The sequence below is a fragment of the Fertoeibacter niger genome (assembly GCF_009380135.2).
Lineage (GTDB): Bacteria > Pseudomonadota > Alphaproteobacteria > Rhodobacterales > Rhodobacteraceae > Fertoeibacter > Fertoeibacter niger.
Window position 1 is genome coordinate 140,444 of the sequence record NZ_WHUT02000009.1, and the last position, 21,705, is coordinate 162,148.

At 63.6% G+C, this 21,705-nt stretch carries 20 protein-coding genes; 5 read left to right on the forward strand and 15 right to left on the reverse strand.

The window, feature by feature from the left end; all coding sequences use genetic code 11:
• Nucleotides 1-2 precede the first annotated feature (2 nt).
• The 7 genes from GEU84_RS15510 to GEU84_RS15540 form a co-directional block, all read right to left on the reverse strand.
• Nucleotides 3-1,364, reverse strand: coding sequence for an FGGY-family carbohydrate kinase (locus tag GEU84_RS15510; protein WP_152827496.1), 1,362 nt, complete (start codon nt 1,362-1,364; stop codon nt 3-5).
• Complete coding sequence (locus GEU84_RS15515; protein WP_152827494.1) at nt 1,361-1,678, reverse strand: L-rhamnose mutarotase; 318 nt, start codon at nt 1,676-1,678, stop codon at nt 1,361-1,363. Before GEU84_RS15515 ends, GEU84_RS15510 begins: the two co-directional genes overlap by 4 nt.
• Complete coding sequence (locus tag GEU84_RS15520) at nt 1,675-2,664, reverse strand: ABC transporter permease (protein ID WP_152827492.1); 990 nt, start codon at nt 2,662-2,664, stop codon at nt 1,675-1,677. Before GEU84_RS15520 ends, GEU84_RS15515 begins: the two co-directional genes overlap by 4 nt.
• Nucleotides 2,661-3,626: an ABC transporter permease gene (locus GEU84_RS15525; RefSeq protein WP_152827490.1), complete on the reverse strand. Its 966-nt coding sequence runs from the start codon at nt 3,624-3,626 to the stop codon at nt 2,661-2,663. Before GEU84_RS15525 ends, GEU84_RS15520 begins: the two co-directional genes overlap by 4 nt.
• Complete coding sequence (locus GEU84_RS15530; protein WP_152827488.1) at nt 3,623-5,164, reverse strand: sugar ABC transporter ATP-binding protein; 1,542 nt, start codon at nt 5,162-5,164, stop codon at nt 3,623-3,625. Before GEU84_RS15530 ends, GEU84_RS15525 begins: the two co-directional genes overlap by 4 nt.
• Nucleotides 5,165-5,236: 72 nt before the next feature.
• Complete coding sequence (gene rhaS, locus GEU84_RS15535) at nt 5,237-6,226, reverse strand: rhamnose ABC transporter substrate-binding protein (protein WP_152827486.1); 990 nt, start codon at nt 6,224-6,226, stop codon at nt 5,237-5,239.
• Between the two features lie 33 nt (nt 6,227-6,259).
• On the reverse strand, nt 6,260-7,066 hold the full coding sequence (locus GEU84_RS15540; protein ID WP_152827484.1) for a DeoR/GlpR family DNA-binding transcription regulator: 807 nt from the start codon (nt 7,064-7,066) through the stop codon (nt 6,260-6,262).
• A gap of 184 nt (nt 7,067-7,250) precedes the next feature.
• Here GEU84_RS15540 and GEU84_RS15545 point away from each other — a divergent pair, with 184 nt between their 5' ends.
• Together GEU84_RS15545 and rhaI are read left to right on the forward strand one after the other, a co-directional pair.
• Nucleotides 7,251-9,353, forward strand: coding sequence for a bifunctional rhamnulose-1-phosphate aldolase/short-chain dehydrogenase (locus GEU84_RS15545; protein ID WP_217438584.1), 2,103 nt, complete (start codon nt 7,251-7,253; stop codon nt 9,351-9,353).
• Between the two features lie 3 nt (nt 9,354-9,356).
• The gene (gene rhaI / locus GEU84_RS15550) at nt 9,357-10,631 is read left to right on the forward strand and encodes an L-rhamnose catabolism isomerase (protein ID WP_152827480.1); all 1,275 of its coding nucleotides are present in this window, start codon (nt 9,357-9,359) and stop codon (nt 10,629-10,631) included.
• Nucleotides 10,632-10,784: 153 nt separating this feature from the next.
• On the opposite strand, the gene speB is transcribed toward rhaI, so the two are convergent.
• From speB to GEU84_RS15585, 7 genes are all read right to left on the reverse strand, one after another.
• Entirely contained in the window at nt 10,785-11,735 is a 951-nt protein-coding gene (gene speB, locus GEU84_RS15555) for an agmatinase (RefSeq protein ID WP_152827780.1), read from the reverse strand.
• A gap of 12 nt (nt 11,736-11,747) precedes the next feature.
• Nucleotides 11,748-13,172, reverse strand: a complete 1,425-nt coding sequence (locus GEU84_RS15560) for an aminobutyraldehyde dehydrogenase (protein WP_174539918.1) — start codon at nt 13,170-13,172, stop codon at nt 11,748-11,750.
• A 36-nt stretch (nt 13,173-13,208) separates the two neighbouring features.
• Complete coding sequence (locus tag GEU84_RS15565; RefSeq protein ID WP_152827776.1) at nt 13,209-14,015, reverse strand: ABC transporter permease; 807 nt, start codon at nt 14,013-14,015, stop codon at nt 13,209-13,211.
• Entirely contained in the window at nt 14,005-14,937 is a 933-nt protein-coding gene (locus GEU84_RS15570; RefSeq protein WP_152827774.1) for an ABC transporter permease, read from the reverse strand. The genes GEU84_RS15565 and GEU84_RS15570 overlap by 11 nt, the downstream gene beginning before the upstream one ends.
• Nucleotides 14,934-15,926 (reverse strand): ABC transporter ATP-binding protein, encoded by a 993-nt coding sequence (locus tag GEU84_RS15575; protein ID WP_152827772.1) that lies wholly within the window; start codon nt 15,924-15,926, stop codon nt 14,934-14,936. Before GEU84_RS15575 ends, GEU84_RS15570 begins: the two co-directional genes overlap by 4 nt.
• Before the next feature lie 146 nt (nt 15,927-16,072).
• The gene (locus GEU84_RS15580; protein WP_152827770.1) at nt 16,073-17,224 is read right to left on the reverse strand and encodes an ABC transporter substrate-binding protein; all 1,152 of its coding nucleotides are present in this window, start codon (nt 17,222-17,224) and stop codon (nt 16,073-16,075) included.
• A 199-nt stretch (nt 17,225-17,423) separates the two neighbouring features.
• The gene (locus tag GEU84_RS15585) at nt 17,424-18,326 is read right to left on the reverse strand and encodes a LysR substrate-binding domain-containing protein (protein WP_152827768.1); all 903 of its coding nucleotides are present in this window, start codon (nt 18,324-18,326) and stop codon (nt 17,424-17,426) included.
• Between the two features lie 130 nt (nt 18,327-18,456).
• Between GEU84_RS15585 and GEU84_RS15590 the strand changes: the two genes are divergently transcribed.
• Nucleotides 18,457-19,035: a CGNR zinc finger domain-containing protein gene (locus tag GEU84_RS15590; protein WP_152827766.1), complete on the forward strand. Its 579-nt coding sequence runs from the start codon at nt 18,457-18,459 to the stop codon at nt 19,033-19,035.
• Here GEU84_RS15590 and GEU84_RS15595 read toward each other — a convergent pair.
• Nucleotides 19,032-19,721 carry a GntR family transcriptional regulator gene (locus GEU84_RS15595; protein ID WP_152827764.1) on the reverse strand — a complete coding sequence of 230 codons (690 nt, stop codon included), beginning with the start codon at nt 19,719-19,721 and terminating at the stop codon, nt 19,032-19,034. The two genes, GEU84_RS15590 and GEU84_RS15595, sit on opposite strands and share 4 nt — an antisense overlap.
• 112 nt (nt 19,722-19,833) lie before the next feature.
• Here GEU84_RS15595 and GEU84_RS15600 point away from each other — a divergent pair, with 112 nt between their 5' ends.
• A complete protein-coding gene (locus GEU84_RS15600; RefSeq protein WP_152827762.1) occupies nt 19,834-20,715 on the forward strand; it encodes a fumarylacetoacetate hydrolase family protein in 882 nt (293 codons plus the stop codon).
• Nucleotides 20,716-20,728: 13 nt separating this feature from the next.
• The gene (locus GEU84_RS15605; protein ID WP_152827760.1) at nt 20,729-21,679 is read left to right on the forward strand and encodes a VOC family protein; all 951 of its coding nucleotides are present in this window, start codon (nt 20,729-20,731) and stop codon (nt 21,677-21,679) included.
• Nucleotides 21,680-21,705: the final 26 nt, after the last annotated feature.

The window sequence follows — 21,705 nt, forward strand, 5'->3', positions numbered from 1 at the left end:
GGTCAGGCCCCCACCCTGCCCCGCCATTCCGCGGCATAGGCCTGCATGGCGGGCCTGTGCTGCGGATCGGCCACAGGGTCAACTTTGACAGGCCGGGCCGGCGGGCCGAACAGCAGCGCGGCACCGATGCTGGTGCCGGTCTGCGACCCCGCGCGCTGCACCGCCCGCCCGGTGGCCACCGCCAGCATGGCGCAATAGAGCTCGTTCTGGGCAAAGGGGCCTTCGACGATCACCGGCCCGTCCGCCCCGGTGATCGCCAGACATTCCGCCGTCATCAGCGCCAGATAGAACGCCAGCGCCGCCATCCGCGCGCCGCCTTGGGGTTCGGGCTGGGTCCATTCTGCCTGCCGCCCGGGGAATGGCCCGCTGGAAGGCTCCACCGTCGGGAACAGCATGATGCGGTCGCGCAGCACCTGCGCCATGTCGCCTGGGGTGGCGGCTGGGCTTTCACCGTGGCGGATCACCTCATACTCCCGCCCGCCCATGAAACGGGCCGAACGCACGGGCGCGCCAAAGGCATCGACATTGATCAGCGTATCGCGTGCGGCATCCATTGGCGGCGCGCTGCCGCCCACCGCCATCGTGACCACCCATGTGCCTGTGGACACCACGGCAAAGGGCGCGGCCCGGGCCAGCAGATGCGGCAGCAGCGATGCGTTGGAATCGTGGATGCCACAGGCAACGGGGGTGCCGGGCACAAGCCCGGTTGCGGCGGCAATCGCAGGCAGTATCGGGCCAAGGATGTCGGATGGTTTGCGCGGCGCGGCGATCTTTCCCGCCAGCCCAAGGCGCCCGACGAGGCTGGAAAGCGCACCCTGCGCCGGGTTCCAAAGGTCGGTATGGCAGCCCAGTGAACACAAATCGGTCGCAGTCACCCCGGTCAGCCGGTGGCCCCAGTATTGCGGCCATGTCACCAGTTGCGCCGTGCGCGCCAGCAGCCCCGGGTCACGCGCGAACTGCCAGTGCAGTTGCGCGCCAAGATTGAGCCCCAGTGCCAGCCGCGGTGATCCGGTTTCGGCAAAATCCGGGCGCAGCGCGGTATAGGCCGCGGCTGTGGCATGCGGCCCGTCATGCTCATAATCCAGCACCGGCGCAGCAAGGGTGCCATCCGCCGCCAAGAGCGCCGCACAGGCGCCGTGCGTGGTAATGGAAATCGCGTCTATGCCGTGGCGTGCGTGGAAATCCCGCAGCCCCGCCAACACGAAATTCCAATGCCCCTCGGTGTCGAAACGCGGATAGGGCGGGCCGGGCCGCACGCGGTTGGGCTGCGTGACCACGTCAATCTCGGTCAGCGTGTCACGGTTTACCAGCGCCAGCTTGGCGTTGGTCTTGCCGATGTCGATGACCGCCACATGCCGCGTCATGGCATGTGGAACAGCGGCACCAGCGGCGTGGCCACGGGCTCATTGTCGGGCTGGGTCGCCATGATGTCGGCCATATGCGCCCACCAGCGCTGCATCACCGGATGCGCGGGCAGCGCCGCCATGCCGTGATCCGCCGGGCGGGACAGGATTCCGAACAGCGTGTTCGTCGCGGGGTCCAGATGGATGGTGTAATCGCTGATACCTGCGTCGCGCAGCAGCGCCACCAGTTCCGGCCAGATCGCATCGTGGCGGCGGCGGTATTCGTCCGCCATCCCCGGCAGAAGGTGCATCTTGAAGGCGTAACGTTCCGTCATGCTCTGCGCCTCCGCATCGCCCAGAGGCGCGGCAGGGCGATGACCCCGATCAGCAACAGACCGATGAAGATCGACATCACGATACCCGGCACGTTCAGCAGGCCAAGGCCGAACGTCACCAGCCCCATGACGAAGGCCGCGATCACCACGCCGGGAATCGTGCCCGAGCCGCCCAGGATGTTCACACCACCCAGCACCACCATCGTCACCACCTCCAATTCATAACCCGTAGCAATGGAAGGCCGGGTGGAGCCCAGTCGTGAGGTCAGGCACACCGCCGCCACACCCGCCATCAGCCCGGTCAGCAGGAACAGGATGAACTTCACCCGCGCCACATTGACGCCGGAAAACTGCGCCGCGACCGGGTTGTTGCCGATCACATAGACCTGCCGGCCAAAACTGGTGCGGTGCAAGAGCACGCCGAAAGCCACGGCGAGGGCGGCAAAGACCACCAGCTCCACCGTGATCACCCACACCACATAACCCTGCCCGAACCACGCAAAATCAGCAGGATAGCCGGTGAAAGCCTGATCGCCCAGAATGATATAGCTGATGCCGCGAAACAGGCTCATCGTGCCGATGGTCACGACGATGGAGGGCAGGCCAAGCCGCGCCACAATCGTGCCGTTGAACGCGCCGCAGGCCAGCCCGGTGCCAAGCCCCACCAGCACCAGAACCGGCGTGCCGAACCCCATGGTCATCGCCACCCCCATCATGGTCGAGGCCAGCGCGATGATGGCCGCAACCGACAGGTCAATCTCGCCCGCGATGATCAGCATCGCCATGGCAAAGGCGATCATCGCCTTTTCGGTAAAGTTGAAGGTTGCGTCAGACAGGTTCCACGCGTTCAGGAAATAGGGCGAGGCCAGCGCATTGGCGATGAATATCGCCACCGCCACGATCAGCAGCAGGCTTTCCCAGCTTTTCAGGGCTTTCGCAAACGGGCTGACCAGACGGTCGGGGATCACGCGGTAAGAGGGGGTCATGCGGCCTCCTTCAGGATGATGCGGCCGGGGGCCCGGCCCTGGCGCGCGTTGAAGGCCACGGCGATGATGATGGCGGCCCCCGATATGGCCAGTTGCCAGAAGGGCGATATGCCCACCACCGGCAGCGCGTTCTTCATGATGCCCAGAAACAACGCGCCCAGAACCGCACCGCCGACCGACCCCATACCCCCGGCGATGGATACCCCGCCGATCACGCAGGCCGCCACCACGTCCAGCTCAAAACCCCCCGCGATGTCGACATAGGCCACCGCATAGCGTGCCACCCACAGATAGCCCGTCAGCCCCGCCATGGCCCCAGCAATCACAAAGGCCGCAAACTGCGTGCGCCCCACGTTGATGCCGGTATAGACGGCGGCATGCGGGTTGCCCCCCACGGCAAAGAAGCTGCGGCCAAGGGCGGTGCGCCCCACCAGCACGGCAAAGCCCAGCGTGATGGCAATGGCGATCCAGCTCATCATCGGCAGGCCAAGGAAAGCGATGCGCGGCAGGGCCTTGAACCCGTCGCTCATCTGATGCGCGTTGATCCATTTGCCATCGGAGATCAGGAATATGATGCCCCGGTAGATGGTCATGGTGCCCAAGGTGACCACGATGGGCGGAATATCCAGCTTCCACACCAAAAGGCCGTTCACCGCGCCCATTGCTGCGCCCAGCATCACCACGCCGCAAAGGATCAGCGCCAAGGGCACGCCCATGCCGTTCAGCATCGCGGCCACCATGCCGGTCAGCGCCAGATTGGCGGCCACCGACAGGTCAATGCAGCGGGTCAGGATCACGATCATCTGCGCCAATGCGAGAATGATCAGCGGGGCCGTGTCATTGAATACCGACGCCAGATTGGCCGGTGTGACAAACCCCGGAAAGCGAAAGGCGATCAGCACCAGCAGCAGGGCGATTACGCCCGCCAGCAACGCCTCACGCGAGGCGAACAGGCGAGTCATGCGGCCACCCCGGCGGGGATGCCTGCGGCGGCGCGCACCAGAGCCTCGGGTGTCATCGCGTCGCCGGTCAGCTCGGCCACCATCCGCCCTTCGCGCATCACGATCACCCGGTCAGACATGCCCAGCACCTCGGGGATCTCGGATGATACCATGATCACCGCCAGCCCCTGCCCCGCCAGTTCCGCCATGAATTCATGCACCGCCGCCTTTGACCCGATGTCGATGCCCTTGGTCGGTTCGTCCAGAATGATGACGCGCGGTTTGGTGGACAGCCATTTGGCGATCACCACCTTTTGCTGGTTGCCACCCGATAGCAGGCCCACATCCTGATCAAGGCTGGCCGCCCGCAGATCCAGCCGCTGCGTGTATTCCCGCGCCAAGGCAAACTCCTCGGCCAACCGCAGGAAACCGTTGCGCGAGGTGCGGCCCAGCGACGGCAGCGTGACGTTCTGGAAAATCGGCAGGCCCTTTACCGCACCTTGCCGCCCGCGATCCTCGGGCACATAGACGATGCCGTGCTGCACCGCCTCGGTGGTGGAGCGGATGACCACCACCTTGTCATCAATCCGGCAGGCTCCCTTGGACGGCTTGGTAATGCCGAACAGCGCCTGCATGAATTCCGAACGGCCGGCCCCGATCAGGCCATAAAAGCCCAGAATTTCCCCCTGCCGCAGGGAGAAGTTGATGTCGGCAAATTCGGTCGGGTGGCTATAGCCCGCGACGGTCAGCAGCACCGGGCCAAGCTGGGGCGCACGTTTGGGGAATATCTGATCGACCGACCGGCCCACCATCATCTGCACCAGCGCGCCCTCGGTCACATCGGCGATGCGCCCGGCCCCGATGAACTGGCCGTCGCGGAACACGGTGTAGCGGTCGGCGATGCGGAAGATCTCGTCAAACTTGTGGCTGATGAACAGAATCGCCTTGCCTTCGGCCTTCAGCCGCTCGACCAGTTCATAAAGCTCGTGGATTTCCTTGTGGCTGAGCGCTGCCGTGGGTTCATCCATGATGACAACCTGCGCGTCGATCGACAGCGCGCGGGCGATGGCGACCAGATGCTTGCTGGCGATGCCCAGATCGCGCAGGCGGGTCGCGGGATCAAGATCGGCCCCGATGCGCGCCAGCAGGCTGCGCGCCTGCCGCAGCATTTCCGCCCGGTCGATCAGGCCGAAACGGCCGCGCGGCGCATGGCCGATAAAGATGTTCTCGGCCACAGACAGATCGTCGAACAGCACGGTTTCCTGATGGATCGCTGTAACGCCCGCCTTTGCCGCCGCCTGTGCCGTGGGAAAATGCGTGCCGACGCCCGCGATCTCGATCACCCCGGCATCGGGCTGGTAAATGCCGGTCAGGATTTTCACGATGGTGGATTTGCCTGCGCCATTCTCGCCGATCAGCGCCGTCACCTGCCCCGGGTAAAGCTCCAGCGCCACATCGGACAACGCGCGCACACCGGGAAATGATTTGGAAATGCCTGACAGCCGCAGCACGGGGTCAGGATGCGCGGAAGGCTCCGCGCCAGTGGCGTGCGGTTGCATGGCAGATCCGGGTGTCAGGGGGTGGGTTGGCCCGGCGCGCGAACGCCGGGCCTGCATCAGATTGCGGAAGGATCAGAAGATCGAGGCGAATTCATCGACGTTGCTGGCGTCATACACGAACGGGTCGGCCATGGCGCCTTCCAGATTGTCATCCAGCGTCACATCGCCCATGCGGCCCATGGCGATGGTGCCGCCCGCCTCGGCTGTCGCGCCGTTCGACAGGTTGTAGGCGATGGTCGCCGCAGCATAGCCCAGATCAATCGGATTCCAGATGGCAAAGGATTTCGACGCGCCTGATTTCACATGCCCCGCCATTTCCGACGGCAGGCCAAGCCCGGTGACGTTGATCTGCCCGGCCTTGCCCGCATCGGTCACGGCCTGCGCCGCCGCCACGATACCCACCGAAGTCGGCGCGATGATGGCTTTCAGGTTCGGGTAGGTCTGCATCAGGCCCTGCGCCTCGCGGTAGGATTTGTCGGCCAGGTCGTCGCCATACACGGTGCCCACCACGGTGATGCCGGGATAGTTGCCCATCACCTTGTTCATCTCGGCGATCCAGGTGTTCTGGTTGGTCGAGGTCGAGGTGGCCGACAGCACAGCCACTTCGCCGCCTTCGGGCAGGTTGTCCGCCGCCAGCTTGATGATCATGTTGCCGATCAGCGGGCTGGATGACGGGTTCAGGTGCATCTGGCGGCCGTCCTTGGCCACGCCGGAATCCCAGGAAATCACCGTGATCCCGCGATCCATCGCCTTTTTCAGCGCCGGGGCCACGGCATCGGGATCATTCGCCGAAATCGCAATCGCATCAACGCCCTGCGCGATCAGGGCGTTGATCACCTCGATCTGGCCTTCGGCGGTGGTGTCGGTCGGGCCGGTGTAGATGATCTCCACATCGCCCAGTTCCTTGGCGGCTTCTTCGGCGCCTTTGGCGGCGGCCTCGAAAAAGCCGATGCCCAAAGCCTTCACCACCAAGGCGATGCGTTTGGTTTCGGCCTGCGCCGCACCTGCCAGCAGAACCGAGGCGAGTGCCGCCGTTGTCAGTGCTTTCCTAAGAATGCTCATGTTTTCCTCCCATTGAGCGTTTATCCGCGCCGCTTATCCCTGCTGCGCGGTCTCTTTCCGTTCCGTTCCCACTTGCGCCACGATCAGTTGCACACCCGCGGCATCCAGCATCTGCGCCTCGCGGTCGGTGATCCCCTCATCCGTGATGACCGTGTGGATGCGCGACAAAGCGCACAGGATCAGGCTGGACCGCTGGCGGAATTTGGAGGCGTCCACCAGCACCACCAGCTCATCCGCCTGCCCGATCAGTTTCTGTTCGGCCTGGATCAGCAGCGGGTCAGCCTCCATCAGCCCCAGTGCCCCCAGACCCTGTGCGCCCATGAACATGCGGCGGGCATAGAAATTGCGCGTCACGTCATTGTCGAAGGGCGACAGGATGATGTTCTGCTCGCGGTAGATCGCGCCACCCGACAGCAGGATGGTGTTCTTGGAATGCTTCAGCAGATGTTCGGCGATGGGAAAGCTGTTGGTGAACACCTGCATCCGGCGGGCCGACAGCGGATGCACCATCTGGAATGTTGTCGTGCCACCGTTGATGATGATCGGGTCGCCATCGGCGCACAGATCAACCGCCGCCCGGGCAATCGCCCGTTTCTGCGCGATATTGATGCCCTCGTTCACGCTGAACGGCCGCCCCGCCAGCCCGACAAACTGCGGCGGCGTGATGGACTCCGCCCCGCCCCGCACCCGGCGCAGGCGCTTTTGCACATGCAGGGTGGCGATATCGCGGCGGATCGTCGCCTCGGACGCGCCGGTCAGCGACACAAGGTCAACCACCGTTGCCACGGGGCGCTCCTGCACGGCGGAAAGGATGATGCGGTGGCGTTCGGTTTCGTGCATGGCGTCCCCCTCTGCACCGGAAGCTGCCAAGCAATTCAATCACTGTCAATCATTTTCAATCACATCATGGCTTTTGCAGGTGCAGCATGATTGATTATGATCGTTTATGATTGACATTCTGCCGCAGGCTGGCACATTTGGCCGCAATGAAGGTGCGGCGCGCGTCTGCACCAAGGGAGGCATCATGAACCAGAACACCGCCGCGTCCCGGCTTGCAAACCTTTGGGATGACGCGAAAGCCACCGCGATGTCAGAGCCGGAAAAGCTGCTGTACCGGTCCAACCTTCTGGGGTCCGACAAGCGAATCACCAACTATGGCGGCGGGAACACTTCGGCCAAGGTGATGCAGGCCGATCCGCTGACCGGGGCCGAGGTGCAGGTTCTGTGGGTCAAGGGATCGGGCGGCGATGTGGGGTCCATCAGGATGGACGGTTTCGCCACGCTGTATATGGACAAGCTGCACGCCCTGCGCGGCATCTATCGCGGGCTGGCCCATGAGGATGAAATGGTTGGCCTTTTGCCGCATTGCACCTTCAACCTGAACGCCCGTGCCGCGTCGATTGATACCCCGCTGCACGCCTATGTGCCGCAAAAACATGTCGATCACATGCACCCCGATGCAATCATCGCCATCGCGGCATCGGTCAATTCGCGCGAGCTGACGGCTCAGGTTTTCGGAGATGAGATCGGTTGGCTGCCGTGGAAAAAGCCGGGGTTTGAGCTGGGCCTGTGGCTGTCGCAGTTCTGCGCTGAAAACCCTTCGGCCAAGGGCGTTGTGCTGGAAAGTCACGGCCTGTTCACCTGGGATGACGACGCCAAGACCTGCTACCAGACCACCCTGCGCATCATCAACCGCGCGATTGCATGGTTCGAGGGCGAGACGGCAGGCAAACCCGCCTTCGGTGGTCCGCGCCATGCCAGCCTTGCCCCCGAAGCCCGCCGCGCCGTGGCGGCCCGGCTTATGCCCGCGATCCGCGGCATGATTTCCGGCGCGCAGCACATGGTCGGCCATTTCGACGATTCCGTCCCGGTGCTGGAATTCGTGAATGCCGCGGGGATGGAGCCTTTGGCCGCCCTTGGCACCTCTTGCCCCGACCATTTCCTGCGCACGAAAATCCGCCCGCTGGTCGTGGCCTTCGACCCCGCAAGCGCGGATGTGGATGCAACCCTTGCCGCGCTTTCCGCCCAAATCGCCGATTACCGCGCCGATTACGCCGCCTACTACGATCGCTGCAAACACCCCGACAGCCCGCCCCTGCGCGACCCCAACGCCGTGGTCTATCTGATCCCCGGCGTGGGCATGATAACCTTTGCCAAGGACAAGGCCACCGCCCGCATTTCCGGCGAGTTCTACACCAACGCGATAAACGTGATGCGCGGGGCATCCACCGTATCCACCTATCAGGGCCTGCCAGAGCAGGAGGCTTTCGACATCGAATACTGGCTGCTGGAAGAGGCAAAGCTGGCCCGCATGCCCAAACCCAAAAGCCTGGCCGGGCGCATCGCCTTTGTCACCGGCGGCGCGGGTGGCATCGGGTCGGCCACGGCGGAACGTTACCTGCGCGAAGGCGCCTGCGTGATGCTGGCCGATATTGACGAGCCGGCGCTGGCCCGCACCGCCGATAACCTCGGCGCGCGCCATGGCCGCGACCTGATCCGCACCATGCGGATGGATGTGACGGATGAGGCCGCCGTGATCGCCGCCTATGCCCAGACGGCGGTGGAGTTCGGCGGGGTGGATATTCTGGTGTCAAACGCCGGTATCGCATCCTCGGCCCCCATCGAGGATACCTCGCTGGCATTGTGGAACCGCAACATGGATATCCTGTCCACCGGCTATTTCCTTGTCAGCCGCGAGGCGTTCAGGCTGATGAAGGCGCAGGGCATCGGCGGGGCGGTGGTCTTTGTCGCGTCAAAGAACGGCCTCGCCGCCAGCCCCAACGCAGCCGCCTATTGCACGGCCAAGGCCGCCGAAATTCACCTCGCCCGCTGTCTGGCGCTGGAAGGTGCGCCGGATGGCATCCGGGTGAATGTGGTCAACCCCGATGCCGTGCTGCGCGGATCGAAAATCTGGTCGGGTGACTGGCTGAACGAACGCGCCGCCGCCTATGGCAAGGACACGGCCGATCTGGAGGAGCATTACCGCCAACGGTCGCTGCTGAAACGGTCCGTCCTGCCCGAGGATATTGCCGAAGCCGCCTATTTCCTCGCCTCCGATCTTTCCGCGAAATCGACGGGCAACATCCTGAATGTCGATGCGGGCAATGTCCAAGCGTTCACGAGGTAAGCCATGATCGACAACGCACTGATCGAGGCGGAAAATACCGCCGCCCTGCCCGCCCTGCGCGCCGATTATGACAGCCTCGGCGAACGCCTTGACCGCCGTGGGATCGACATCGCCGCCATCAAGGCGCAGGTCGCAGCCTTCGGTGTCGCCGTTCCCAGCTGGGGCGTCGGCACCGGCGGCACGCGGTTTGCCCGCTTTCCCGGCACGGGCGAGCCGCGCCACATCTTTGACAAGCTTGACGATTGCGGCGTGATCCAGCAACTGACCCGCGCCACCCCCACCGTGTCGCTGCATATCCCGTGGGACAAGGCCGCCCCCGCCGACCTGCTGGGCAAGGCGGGCGATCTGGGCCTGCGGTTTGACGCGATGAATTCCAACACGTTTCAGGATCAGCCGGGGCAGGCGCACAGCTATAAATTCGGCTCGCTGTCGCATACCGATGCGGCCACGCGGCAGCAGGCGGTGGAACACAACCTTGAATGCATCGCCATCGGCGAGGCGCTGGGGTCAAAGGCGCTGACGATCTGGATCGGCGACGGGTCCAACTTCCCCGGCCAGACGCATTTCACCCGCCAGCTTGACCGCTACCTTGATGCCGTGAAACAGGTCTACGCGGGCCTGCCCGCCGACTGGCGGCTGTTCACCGAACACAAGATGTATGAGCCCGCCTTCTATTCCACCGTGGTGCAGGATTGGGGCAGCAACTATCTGATCGCGCAGGAACTGGGGCCGCAGGCCCTGTGTCTGGTGGACCTTGGCCACCACGCGCCGAATGTGAACATCGAGATGATCGTGGCCCGCCTGATCCGTTTCGGCAAGCTGGGTGGCTTCCACTTCAACGATTCGAAATACGGCGATGACGATCTGGATACCGGCAGCATCGACCCCTACCGGCTGTTTCTGGTGTTCAACGAACTGGTCGATGCCGAAGGCACGCCGGGCTTTACCCCTGCCCATATGCTCGACCAGTCGCACAACGTGACCGATCCCATCGAATCGCTGATGGTCTCGGCGATGGAGGTGCAGCGCGCCTATGCCAATGCCCTGCTGGTGGACCGTGCCACCCTGTCAGCGGCACAGGATGCCAACGATGCCCTGAGCGCCACCACCACGCTGAAAACCGCCTTCCGCACCGATGTGGAGCCGATCCTCGCCATGGCGCGGATCGAGGGCGGGGGTGCCGCCGATCCCGTCGCCACATACCGCCGCTCCGGCTACCGCGCGCGGGTGGCGGGCATCCGCCCTGCGGTAAGCGGTGCGGGCGGGGGGATCGTGTAGCGCCGCTCTTTCTTCATTCTCTGTCTGAAAATATCCCACGGGGGTGATGAGCGATCAGAAACCCTCCGGCGGAGGGTTTCCGCGAAGAACGCCCGGCCCGTGGCCGGGCCGGACAGGGGGGTGTGAAACCCCCGCCTCCGCCATGAAACACAATTACCGCCCCTGCGGCACACCCGGCAAGACGCACAGCATCTCATACAGCAGGTTCGCCCCGATCAGCGCGGTATTGCCCGAGGGGTCATAGGGGGGCGACACCTCCACCAGATCGCCGCCGACGATGTTCAGCCCGGCGCACCCGCGCAGCAGTTCCAGCGCCTGCCAGATGGTCAGGCCTCCCGGCTCTACCGTGCCGGTGCCGGGGGCAAAGGCTGGATCAAGGCTGTCGATGTCATAGGAGATATAGACCGGGGCATCGCCGATCTTTTCCCTGATCCCGGCGATCAGCGGTTTCAGCGTCATGTGCCAGCAATCCTCGGCCTGCACCACCGTCCAGCCGTGCTGCCGGCCCCAGTCGAAATCATCGGGGCTGTAACCCGTGCCGCGCAGCCCGATCTGGAACACCTTGTCGTTGATCAGGCAGTCATCCTCCCACGCGCGGCGGAAGGGGCAGCCATGCGCCACCTTTTCGCCGAACATCGTGTCGTTGATGTCGGCATGCGCGTCGATGTGGATCAGCGCGACCGGGCCATGTTTCGCCCTGATCGCCCGCAGGATCGGCCATGTCAGTGTATGGTCGCCGCCCATGGTCAGCGGTATGGCGCCGTGGGCCAGCACCCCGGCGTAAAATGCGGTGATGATGTCCACCGACTTTTTCAGGTCAAACGTGTTGATCGGCACATCGCCGATGTCGGCCACCTGCAAATGTTCAAAGGGTGCCGCCCCCGTCGCCATGTTGTAGGGCCGCAGCATGCGCGATTCGTCGCGGATCTGGCGTGGCCCAAGCCGCGTGCCGGGGCGGTTCGAGGTGCCGATGTCCATCGGAATGCCGATGAAGGCCACGTCCAGCCCCTCGGCGGTGGGTTGCGACGGAAGGCGCATCATCGTGGCGGGGCCGCCAAAGCGCGGCATGTCATTGCCGCCAAGCGGCTGGTTGAAACGGGTCATGGGGGGCCTTTCTCAGCCGTGTTTCACCATGACATGCCGCACAAAGGTGTAATCCTCCAGCGCATAGGATGACATGTCCTTGCCATAGCCCGATTGCTTGATGCCGCCATGGGGCATTTCGTTCACCAGCATGAAATGCGTGTTGATCCAGGTGCAGCCATAGCGCAGACGCGCCGCCGTGGCCATCGCCCGGCCCACGTCGCGCGTCCAGACCGACGACGCCAGCCCATAGTCGCTGTCATTCGCCCAGTCCACCGCCTGATCCAGATCGCTGAATGGCGTGATCGACACCACGGGGCCGAACACCTCGCGCCGCACGATCTCATCCTCCTGCCGGGCACCGGCCACCACTGTGGGGCGGTAGTAGAACCCCGCATCCATCGCCGCACCGCCGATCGTGATCTCGATATGCGGCACTTCGCGGGCGCGGTTGACGAAGCTGGCCACCCTGTCGCGCTGGCGCAGGCTGATAAGCGGGCCGATTTCGTTGCTGGCGTCATCCTCGGCCCCCAGCGTGATGCCAGCGACAGCCGATGACAGATCGGCCACCAGCCGGTCATAGATCTTTGCCCCCGCATAGATGCGGCAGGCTGCCGTGCAATCCTGCCCCGCGTTGTAGAAACCGAAGGCGCGCAACCCATCCACCACTTCGGCCACATCGGCATCGTCGCAGACAATTACCGGGGCCTTGCCGCCCAGTTCCAGATGCGTGCGCTTCACCGATTTCGCGGCGGCATCCAGCATCTTTTTCCCGGTCGCCACGTCGCCGGTCAGGCTGATCATATCCACCCCCGGATGGTTGATCAGGTAATTGCCCACCGTGTGCCCGCGCCCGCTGATCACCGACACCACGCCTTCGGGCAGTTCCTCGGCCAGTATCCGCGCCATTTTCAGCGCGGTCAGCGGTGTTTGTTCCGACGGCTTGAACACCACAGTATTGCCGCCGCCAATCGCCGGGGCCAGTTTCCACGCCATCATCATCAGCGGGTAGTTCCACGGCGCGATGGATGCCACCACCCCGATCGGGTCGCGCCGGATCATGGATGTATGCCCCGCCAGATATTCGCCCGCCACGGCACCTGTCTGGCAGCGCACGGCACCGGCGAAGAACCGGTAGCAATCGACAATCGCCGGAATCTCGTCGTTCCGCGCTGCGTTGATCGGCTTGCCGCAGTTCAGCGCCTCCAGTGCGGCAAAGGCATCCGCCTCGGCCTCCACCCGGTCGGCGATGCGCAGCAGGGCGGCGGAACGCTCGACCGGGGTGGTGCGCGACCAGCCGGCAAAGGCCTTGCGCGCCGCAGCCACCGCCCGGTCGATCTGGGCATGTGACGCTTCGGCCACGTCAAGGATCAGCGCGCCGGTGCGCGGGTTCAGGATCGGCTCGCGCGCGTCCTGCCCGGATTCGAAATCAGCCCCGATCAGCAGCGCGGTGGAGATGGTGGTGTGCAAGGTGTCCATGTGACCCTCCCTTGGTCATTTTCCGGCGCCGGCGGTGTCAGACCCGCCGCGCGTCAGGTAATAGGCGATGAGAATGGGGATGAAGGTGGTCACAAAGACCACGATGGCGACCACATTGGTCACAGGGCGCTGCCGGGGCCGCACCAGCTCGTTCAGCATCCAGATCGGCAGGGTGGATTGCTGGCCTGCGGTGAATGTGGTCACGATCACCTCGTCGAACGACAGGGCAAAGGCCAGCATCCCCCCCGCCAGCAGCGCCGAGCCGAGGTTGGGCAGGATGACATGGCGGAAGGTCTGGAAGCCGTTCGCGCCAAGATCTGCCGACGCCTCGAGTATCCCGCCCGACAGGCGGCGAAACCGCGCGACGGCGTTGTTGAACACGATCACGATGCAGAAGGTGGCATGGCCAAGGATGATGGTGAAGGTGGAAAACGGGATGTCCATGACCGAGAAGGCCGACCGCAGCGACATGCCGGTGATGATGCCCGGCAGGGCAATCGGCAGGATGATCAGCAGCGACAGCTGATCGCGGCCAAAGAACCTTGCCCGCGCCATGGCGGCGGCGCAAAGTGTGCCGAGGATCAGGGCAAGTGCGGTAGAGACCGCGGCGACCTTCAGCGACAGATACAGCGGCGGCCAGATGTCGGGCCGGTTCCACGCCACCTCGAACCACTTCAGCGTCAGCCCGGGGGGCGGAAACTGATAGGTGCGTTCCTCGGTGGTGAAGGCGTAAAGGAAGATCAAGAGGATCGGCAGGTGCAGGAACAGCAATCCGGCAATGGCGGCCAGTGTCAGGCCAATGGGGGCACGGTCAGAGCGCATCGAACGCCCCCGCCCGTTTGGCCAGCGTCAGATACACCAGCATGATGACGATGGGGACCACGGCAAAAGCGGCTGCCAGCGGCAGGTTTCCGGCGGTGCCCTGCAACTGATAGACGGCCTGCCCCACGAACCGGGCCGAAGTGCCAATGATTTGCGGGATGATGTAATCGCCCATGGTCAGCGAGAAGGTAAAGATCGACCCCGCGATCACGCCCGGCATCGCCAGTGGCAGGATCACGCTGCGAAACGTCTGCGCGGGGGTGGCGCCAAGGTCGGCCGAGGCCTCCAGCATCGACAAAGGCACACGCTCCAGTGACGCCTGCATAGGAAGGATCATGTAGGGCAGCCAGACATAAAGGAACACAAGCCACGTGCCGATGAAACTGGTGGACAGCGAATTGCCCCCGATGCCGGGCAGCGAAAGCACGGCATCCAGCACGAAGCCCGCGCCAATGCCTTCGGCGGCCCAGGTCAGGATGCCCTCTTTGGCCAAGATCAGCTTCCACGCATAGACCTTCACCAGATAGGACGACCACAGCGGCAGCAGGATGCCCAGATAGAACACCGCCTTCCACCGCCCCCGCGCGTAGCGGGCGGCGAAATAGGCAATGGGAAAGGCGATGATGGCCGCGCCAAGGGTGACGGCGGCAGACATCAACAGGGTGCGGATGATGATGTCGAAATTCGACGGGCGCAGCAGTTCGGCATAGGTCTTGGTGGTAAATTCCTCGACCACCACACCGGAAAACTCGTCGATGGAATAAAAGCTCTGCATCAGCAGGGCGGCCAGCGACCCCAGATAGACCACCCCCAGCCACAGCAGCGGCGGGGCGATCAGCAGGGCCAGCAACACACCGGGCCTGCGCCAGAACAGCCCGCTCAGCCGGTCCCCTGCCCCGCGTATGGGAAGCGTCGCGGTCATGCTTCGTCCATCACATGCAGGGCGCCCGGGGCAAAGCCGATGCCGGTGTAATCGCCGGTCGCGGGCACGGGATGGCCTGCGGGCAGGAACACGCCGATGTCGGCCCCCTTGGCCGCCACGGTCACGCGGGTGCCCGAGCCAAGATAGCGCAGCGATGTCACCGGGCCTGCAAGCGGGGCCTCCTGCGGCGCTGTCAGCCGCAACGCCTCGGGGCGCAAGGATGACCAGCGGGCGGGGCCGCCAAGGGTTTGCGTCAGCGCAGGCGGCAGCACATTGGATGATCCGACAAAATCGGCCACAAAGCGCGTGCGCGGCTGGCCATAGATTTCCGCGGGCGTGCCTATCTGGGCGATCCTGCCGTTGTTGAACACGGCCAGACTGTCGGCCATGCTCAGCGCCTCGCCCTGATCATGGGTGACGAAAACGAAAGTGATGCCAAGCCGCTGTTGCAGGGCCTTCAACTCGTCCTGCATCGCCTCGCGCAGCTTCAGGTCCAGCGCGCCAAGCGGTTCATCCAGCAGCAGCACTTTCGGCTCATTCACCAGGGCGCGCGCCAGTGCCACCCGCTGCCGCTGCCCGCCGGAAAGCTGGCCCGGTTTGCGGTCGCCGTAAGCGTCAAGCTTCACCAGCGCCAGCATTTCCTCGGCCTTGGCGTAACGGGCGCTGCGGCCCACACCCTTGACCATCAGCCCGTAAGCCACGTTGTCGCGCACGTTCATATGCGGGAACAGCGCGTAATCCTGAAACACCGTGTTCACATTGCGCCGGTTCGGCGGGGTGCGGCTCACATCCTCACCAAAAATGCGGATCGACCCTGCGTTCGGCTGCTCGAACCCCGAGATCAGGCGCAGGCAGGTGGTCTTGCCCGACCCGGACGGCCCGAGCATGGCAAAGAACGACCCCTCGGCAATGGTCAGGTCAACGGCATCGACGGCCCTTACCGTGCCGAAGTGGCGGGTGACATTGGTGAAGGTGACGGCAGGGGTCATGGATGCGGCCAATCGTAGGGTGCGTGTTCAGACGCACCGACATAGCATGTGTCGGGGGATGTATTGCATGGGCCGGGGCGGGCGGGCGTGAACCTGCACCCTGCGGGCACCCCTCCCCCCTGTGGGGGGAGGGACGTCGAAAACGCTTACCGCCCGCCGATCACGCCGATGTAGTCCGACACCCAGCGGTAATACGGCACGCATTCGCCCTGCGGGCATTTGGAAACCGGAGTGGTCCAGAATTTGATCTTTTCGAAATCATCCAGCCCGTTCTTGGTGCAGCCTTCGGCCGTCTGCATGCCACGCCCGTCGGTGCAGGCCGCAGGAACCGCCGGGTTCGCGCCGAACCACACCGACAGGTCGGCCTGAAGATTGGATGCGAGGCTGTGTTCCATCCACATGTAGGAACAGTTCGGGTTCGCGGCATCCACCGCCATCATGGTGGTATCGGCCCAGCCTGTCGCGCCTTCAGCGGGGATGGTGGAGGCGACGGGGAAACCCTCGCCCTGCAACAGGTTCACCTGGAACGGCCAGGTGCCGGAGGCCACAACGCCCTCGTTCTTGAAATCATCCATCTGGATGAAGGCATCATGCCAGTAACGGCTGACCAGCGTGCGCTGCACGCGCAGCAAATCCAGCGCGGCCTTGTATTGATCCTCGTTCAGCTCATAGGGCGAGGTGATGCCAAGCTCGGGCTTGTGGGTCATCAGGTATTGCGCGGCATCGGCGACATGGATCGGGCCGTCATAGGCCTGCACCCGGCCCGTGTTCGATTTGCCATCCGGCAGGGTCATTTCCTCGAACACCACATTCCACGAGGTCGGCGGTTCGGGGAAAACCTCGGTGTTATACATCAGCACGTTCGGCCCCCACATATAGGGGGTGCCGTAATGCACACCGTCCACGGTGTGCCAGGGCGCATCCTTCAGCCGCTCGTCCACGGTTGACCAGGACGGAATCAGATCAATATTGATCGGCTGCACCCGCTTGCCCGCGATCAGGCGAAGACTGGCATCGCCCGAGGCGGTGACAAGATCGAAACCGCCTTCGTTCATCAGGGCCACCATCTCGTCCGAGGTGCCGGCGGTCTTGACGTTGACCTTGCAGCCCGAGGCCTCTTCGAACTTCGTGACCCAGTCGAATTCCTTCACCGTTTCGCCACGCTCGATGTAACCGGCCCAGGCGACGATGTTCACCTGCCCCTCGCCCGCGCCGATGGCGGTGACTTGCGCCAGTGCGGGGCTGAGGCCGGTGAGGATGGCAAGGGCGGATGTGCCCAGCAGTCTGATGGTTTTCATATGCAGTCTCCCTGTGAGTTTCCCGCGCATGGGCGGGCCGGTTTTCCGGGCTTGGCATCAGCGTAAGGCAGGGCAGGCGTTTCGCAATATCAAAACGCAGAAGGATGGTATCTGTTTTTCCGATAGCTGGGCGTTTGCGTGGATGGCTGATGCCAGAGGCCTGCGGCACGGATGTTTTTGCCAGGATGAACGCCGCAGGTTAGCGCGAGGGGATGGCGCTTTGGGCAGAGCGGATGAAATTCAGGGCAGGCGGCGAAAGCGGGGCACCCTTGCGCCAGGCCAGGCCCACCTGCACGGTGGGCAGGTCGCCCGACACGTCGCGGATCTCGATCCGGTCGCCCTCCAGCGACCAGGGGCGGTAGACCAGGCTTGGCAGGATGGCCAAGCCCGCGCCGGTGGCGACAAGGCTGCGCACCGCCTCGACCGACCGGGTGCGAAACGCGATCTGCGGTTTCACGGCAAGGGCGGCCATCAGGCGATGGGTGCTTTCCTCGATCTCGTCCACCATCAGTTGGATCAGCGGCTCGCCCGCCAACTCGTCCAGCGCGATGGCGGCGCTTTGGCCAAGCCGGTGGCCAAGCGGCAGCCACAGCCGGTAGGGCGACACCAGCAGCGTTTCTACATGCAGCGCCATGCGGTCGCGGACGGACGAGGTCAGCAGCACGGCCACATCCAGCTCGCCCCCGATCAGCAGGTGTTGCAGGTAATCGCCATTGTCCTCGATCACGTTCAGTTCCACCTGCGGAAAGGCCCGGCGGAAACGCGACAGGATGTCGGACAGCACATAGCCTGCCACCAGCGAGGTCACGCCCAGCGACAAGCGGCCCGTTGCCTGTTCGGCATCGTCGCGGAATGACTGCCGCGCTGTGGCCACATCAGCCAGAATTTGCCGGGCATGGCGCAGGAACGCCGACCCTTTCTGCGTGATCTCCAGCCCCCGCGCCTGCCGGTCGAACAGGGTGACACCCAGATCATCCTCCAGCGCGCGAATCGCCTCTGTCACCGAGGATTGCGAGATCGACAGCATGCGCCCCGCGCCCGAGACTGACCCCTGTTCTGCCGCCGCCACGAAAAACTGCAACTGGCGGAGGGTGAAGGCCATCTGTATCCCGCTTTGGCGGCAGCGTCGGCTGTGGGTGCGGTGCTGTCAATGGGTGGCCGAAACATCCGGGCTCGCCGAACGTTGGAACATGGTGTAAACGGAACTGTCTAAGATGGTTCCGGATAACAACATGCTGCGTTCTGGCGATCTCGCGTTTCGCTTTACATCGAATCGACTCTGCCTCGATCTGCTGGCGACCATGGGCGAGGCCGGGCACCGCAACATCGAGCGTATTGCGACACCAATCGATTTTGCCCGCTGGATCAAGGCGGCTCGGCTGGCCGATGCGGAATTGCTGGTCTCGCCTGACGATGTTGCGTCGGCACATCAGGTCAGAGCGGCCCTCCGGTCGCTGCTCACCGACGTTCTTGCAGGAAACGAGCCTGAGGGAGATGCAATTTCCTTGCTGAATGCCACGGCGAGAAAGCCGCTGCCACGACCGGAACTGATGTCCGACGGCCGAACGGTTCGACTTCGGGCGGATGCGCCGGGGCAGGCGGCGCTCTCGGCAGTAGCGCGCGATGCATTGACGTTGCTCGGCGGTGAAGACCTTGCGCGCGTGAAACAGTGCAGCGATCCGACCTGCAACATGTTCTTTTTCGATGAAAGCCGCGGAAACAACCGCATCTGGTGTGCAACTGTGGGGCGTGGATGCGGCAACAAGGCGAAGAAACGCGCCTTCAGAAGGCGGAAGGCAGAACAGGCTTAGGCGGTTCCTCGCTCTTGCTGGTCGGGCAGTGCCGCCTGGCCAACCACCTGGGCTGTGCGTGTCAAGTGTTCCTGCATCAATATACTGGCCTTGTCGGTATCACGTAGCAAGGCGGCGTCCGCCAAAGCCCTATGCTCGGCGTCCACGTCGCGCAGTTTCCGATCTACCGGGACGGACAGGCGGCGATAGCGTTCTGCCCGGTCAAACAGAGATTGGCGGATCGCCAGCAGTGTCTTGTTGCGGCAGCCAGCGACGAGAGCCGCATGGAACCGGGCATGCGCCTCGCTCCAGTCCTGCGACAACTCATCGGCAAAGCCACCGCTCCTGCGCGGAGTTGCTTCGAGTTTGTATCTTGCTGCAACCAAAAGGCTTTCCCACTCAACGTCACCCTCTGCAATCGACAGGCGCAGACACGCGCTTTCAACCTCGATCCGCGCACGAGTCAGGTCATAGAGTTCGTTGACCGAGACGCCAAGAACCTGAAAGCCACGCTTGGCCAACGCCAGAACGAGCCCTTCACCCTCTAGCCCCGATAGCGCCTCCCGCACGGCGCCGAGGCTCACACCGAATTCCGAAGACACATCTGCGATGACGATGCGCTCGCCGGGTCGCATGTCGCACCTCAGAATACGGTCACGCAGGGCGCTGCGGACAAGGGCGCTGTTGTTCTGCTTCTGCTCGCTCATTCTGCAAACATATCCCGAACCGTCCCATAAAGCATCTTTCGGCTAATAATATATTCCTGTTGACTCGATTTTCCTGCGAGTGCTAGCTTTGAGGCACTAACGGGAGGACAGAATGAGATTCTTGAGCTATCGGCGGGCTGGAATTCCCGGAACGGCAGCGCTTTTCGACGGCATATGGCGTGGTCGCGAGGCTGATGGAACTGGTTATGCAGGTTCCATCGCCCAGCTTCTTGCGGTTGGCCCGCCTGCCCTGAAGCGTGCACATGAGATGCTGGCCGATGCGCCCATACTGGATCTGGACGCGATCGAGGTGCTGCCCCCCCTGACTGCTCCCGCCAAGATCATCTGCGTCGGGCTAAACTATGCCGATCACACAGCTGAAAGTGGCTATGCACAACCCAGCTATCCCACCCTGTTTCCACGCTTTGCCTCAAGCCTTGTGGCGCATGGCGAAGCGATAGTCAGGCCGGTCGCGTCCGATAGCCTGGATTTCGAAGGTGAGCTGGTGGCGGTCATCGGGAAGTCCGGTCGCCACATTGCCAAGGCGGATGCCTTGGCGCATGTCGCCGGCTACTCGATTTTTAACGATGGATCGGTTCGCGAGTTTCAGCACAAGACACCGCAGTGGACCGTGGGCAAGAACTTTGATGGAACCGGTGCCTTCGGGCCCTGGTTCGTGACATCCGACGAGCTTCCGTCCGGCGCCGCGGGACTGAAGATCGAGACGCGCCTGAACGGGCAGATCGTTCAGGCGTCCAACACCGATCACCTGATCTTTGACGTGGCCACGCTGGTTTCCACGGTCTCTGAAGCGATCACTCTCGAGCCCGGCGATATCCTTGTGACCGGCACGCCGTCCGGGATTGGACATGCTCGCACGCCAAAACTCTACATGAAACCGGGCGATGTCGTTGAGGTAGAGATCGAGGGCATCGGAACGCTGCGCAACCCGATCGCGCAGGAAGTCATCGAACAACGCAGCGCAATCGCTTGAAGGAGAGGAGACGATGACAGCAAATCGAGGTCATGTGACCGCCTCTCAGATCAACGGCCCAGGGGTCCATTCCCTGGACAGCTTCAGCTTTCATGTGCCCGATATCGCGCAGGCAGAAGCGTTTCATCGTGCCTTCGGTCTGGTAACCCGGGAACGCGGGAACGCGCTCGAGCTCTTGACCGACGGGGCGCCGCATGTCTGGTGCCGCGTGACGGAATGGTCGCGCAAGTCGTTGTCTTACCTCAGTTTTGGTATCTTCGAGGAAGACCTTGACCGATTCAAGCGGCACCTTTCGGAATGTCACATCGCGCTGGTCGATGCTCCACCGGGCCTGGAAACGAATGGGCTTTGGTTCCGCGACTTCGAAGGGACGCTTGTCGAACTCAAGGTTGCGGGCAAGAGCTCACCGGACCAGAAGTCGCATGGCATGCTTATCTCGTCGGACCCCGGCGTTGCCGGATCGCCCAAGCGCAGCCAGGCGGGTCTGGTACGGCCTGCCCGGATGTCCCACATCTTGCTTTTCACGTCAGACGTCGACCGCGCGGTAGCATTTTACACTCGCGTTCTGGGCCTGGGCCTGTCGGACCGGGCTGGATCGAACATCGCATTCCTGCATGGGCGGCACGGTAGCGACCATCACATGGTGGCCTTCGTGCGCTCCACGGCACCGGGTATCCATCACACCAGCTGGGATGTGCCCTCAATCCACGAGGTTGGGTTGGGCGCGATGGTAATGGCGGATCGCGGGTTCACCGACGGATGGGGGGTCGGCAGGCATGTGCTTGGATCCAACTACTTTCACTATGTTCGCGACCCTTGGGGCAGCTACGCCGAATACTCCTGCGACATGGACTACATCCCCAAAGATGCGGGCTGGACTGCGGAAGACCACGATGACGATGACGCCTTCTATGTCTGGGGGCCAAAGCCGCCGGCGGACTTCGGCGTAAACCACGAAGCCTGACACCTCCTTCAAGACAGGGTCCAAAA

Coding starts and splice junctions, on each gene's coding strand:
- GEU84_RS15605 (WP_152827760.1), top strand. CDS start 20,729: ATGACAGCAAATCGAGGTCATGTGACCGCCTCTCAGATCAACGGCCCA.
- GEU84_RS15515 (WP_152827494.1), bottom strand. CDS start 1,678: ATGACGGAACGTTACGCCTTCAAGATGCACCTTCTGCCGGGGATGGCG.
- GEU84_RS15540 (WP_152827484.1), bottom strand. CDS start 7,066: ATGCACGAAACCGAACGCCACCGCATCATCCTTTCCGCCGTGCAGGAG.
- GEU84_RS15585 (WP_152827768.1), bottom strand. CDS start 18,326: ATGGCCTTCACCCTCCGCCAGTTGCAGTTTTTCGTGGCGGCGGCAGAA.
- GEU84_RS15575 (WP_152827772.1), bottom strand. CDS start 15,926: ATGACCCCTGCCGTCACCTTCACCAATGTCACCCGCCACTTCGGCACG.
- GEU84_RS15570 (WP_152827774.1), bottom strand. CDS start 14,937: ATGACCGCGACGCTTCCCATACGCGGGGCAGGGGACCGGCTGAGCGGG.
- GEU84_RS15590 (WP_152827766.1), top strand. CDS start 18,457: ATGCTGCGTTCTGGCGATCTCGCGTTTCGCTTTACATCGAATCGACTC.
- GEU84_RS15510 (WP_152827496.1), bottom strand. CDS start 1,364: ATGACGCGGCATGTGGCGGTCATCGACATCGGCAAGACCAACGCCAAG.
- GEU84_RS15520 (WP_152827492.1), bottom strand. CDS start 2,664: ATGACCCCCTCTTACCGCGTGATCCCCGACCGTCTGGTCAGCCCGTTT.
- rhaI (WP_152827480.1), top strand. CDS start 9,357: ATGATCGACAACGCACTGATCGAGGCGGAAAATACCGCCGCCCTGCCC.
- GEU84_RS15580 (WP_152827770.1), bottom strand. CDS start 17,224: ATGAAAACCATCAGACTGCTGGGCACATCCGCCCTTGCCATCCTCACC.
- rhaS (WP_152827486.1), bottom strand. CDS start 6,226: ATGAGCATTCTTAGGAAAGCACTGACAACGGCGGCACTCGCCTCGGTT.
- GEU84_RS15565 (WP_152827776.1), bottom strand. CDS start 14,015: ATGCGCTCTGACCGTGCCCCCATTGGCCTGACACTGGCCGCCATTGCC.
- GEU84_RS15545 (WP_217438584.1), top strand. CDS start 7,251: ATGAACCAGAACACCGCCGCGTCCCGGCTTGCAAACCTTTGGGATGAC.
- GEU84_RS15600 (WP_152827762.1), top strand. CDS start 19,834: ATGAGATTCTTGAGCTATCGGCGGGCTGGAATTCCCGGAACGGCAGCG.
- speB (WP_152827780.1), bottom strand. CDS start 11,735: ATGACCCGTTTCAACCAGCCGCTTGGCGGCAATGACATGCCGCGCTTT.
- GEU84_RS15530 (WP_152827488.1), bottom strand. CDS start 5,164: ATGCAACCGCACGCCACTGGCGCGGAGCCTTCCGCGCATCCTGACCCC.
- GEU84_RS15525 (WP_152827490.1), bottom strand. CDS start 3,626: ATGACTCGCCTGTTCGCCTCGCGTGAGGCGTTGCTGGCGGGCGTAATC.
- GEU84_RS15595 (WP_152827764.1), bottom strand. CDS start 19,721: ATGAGCGAGCAGAAGCAGAACAACAGCGCCCTTGTCCGCAGCGCCCTG.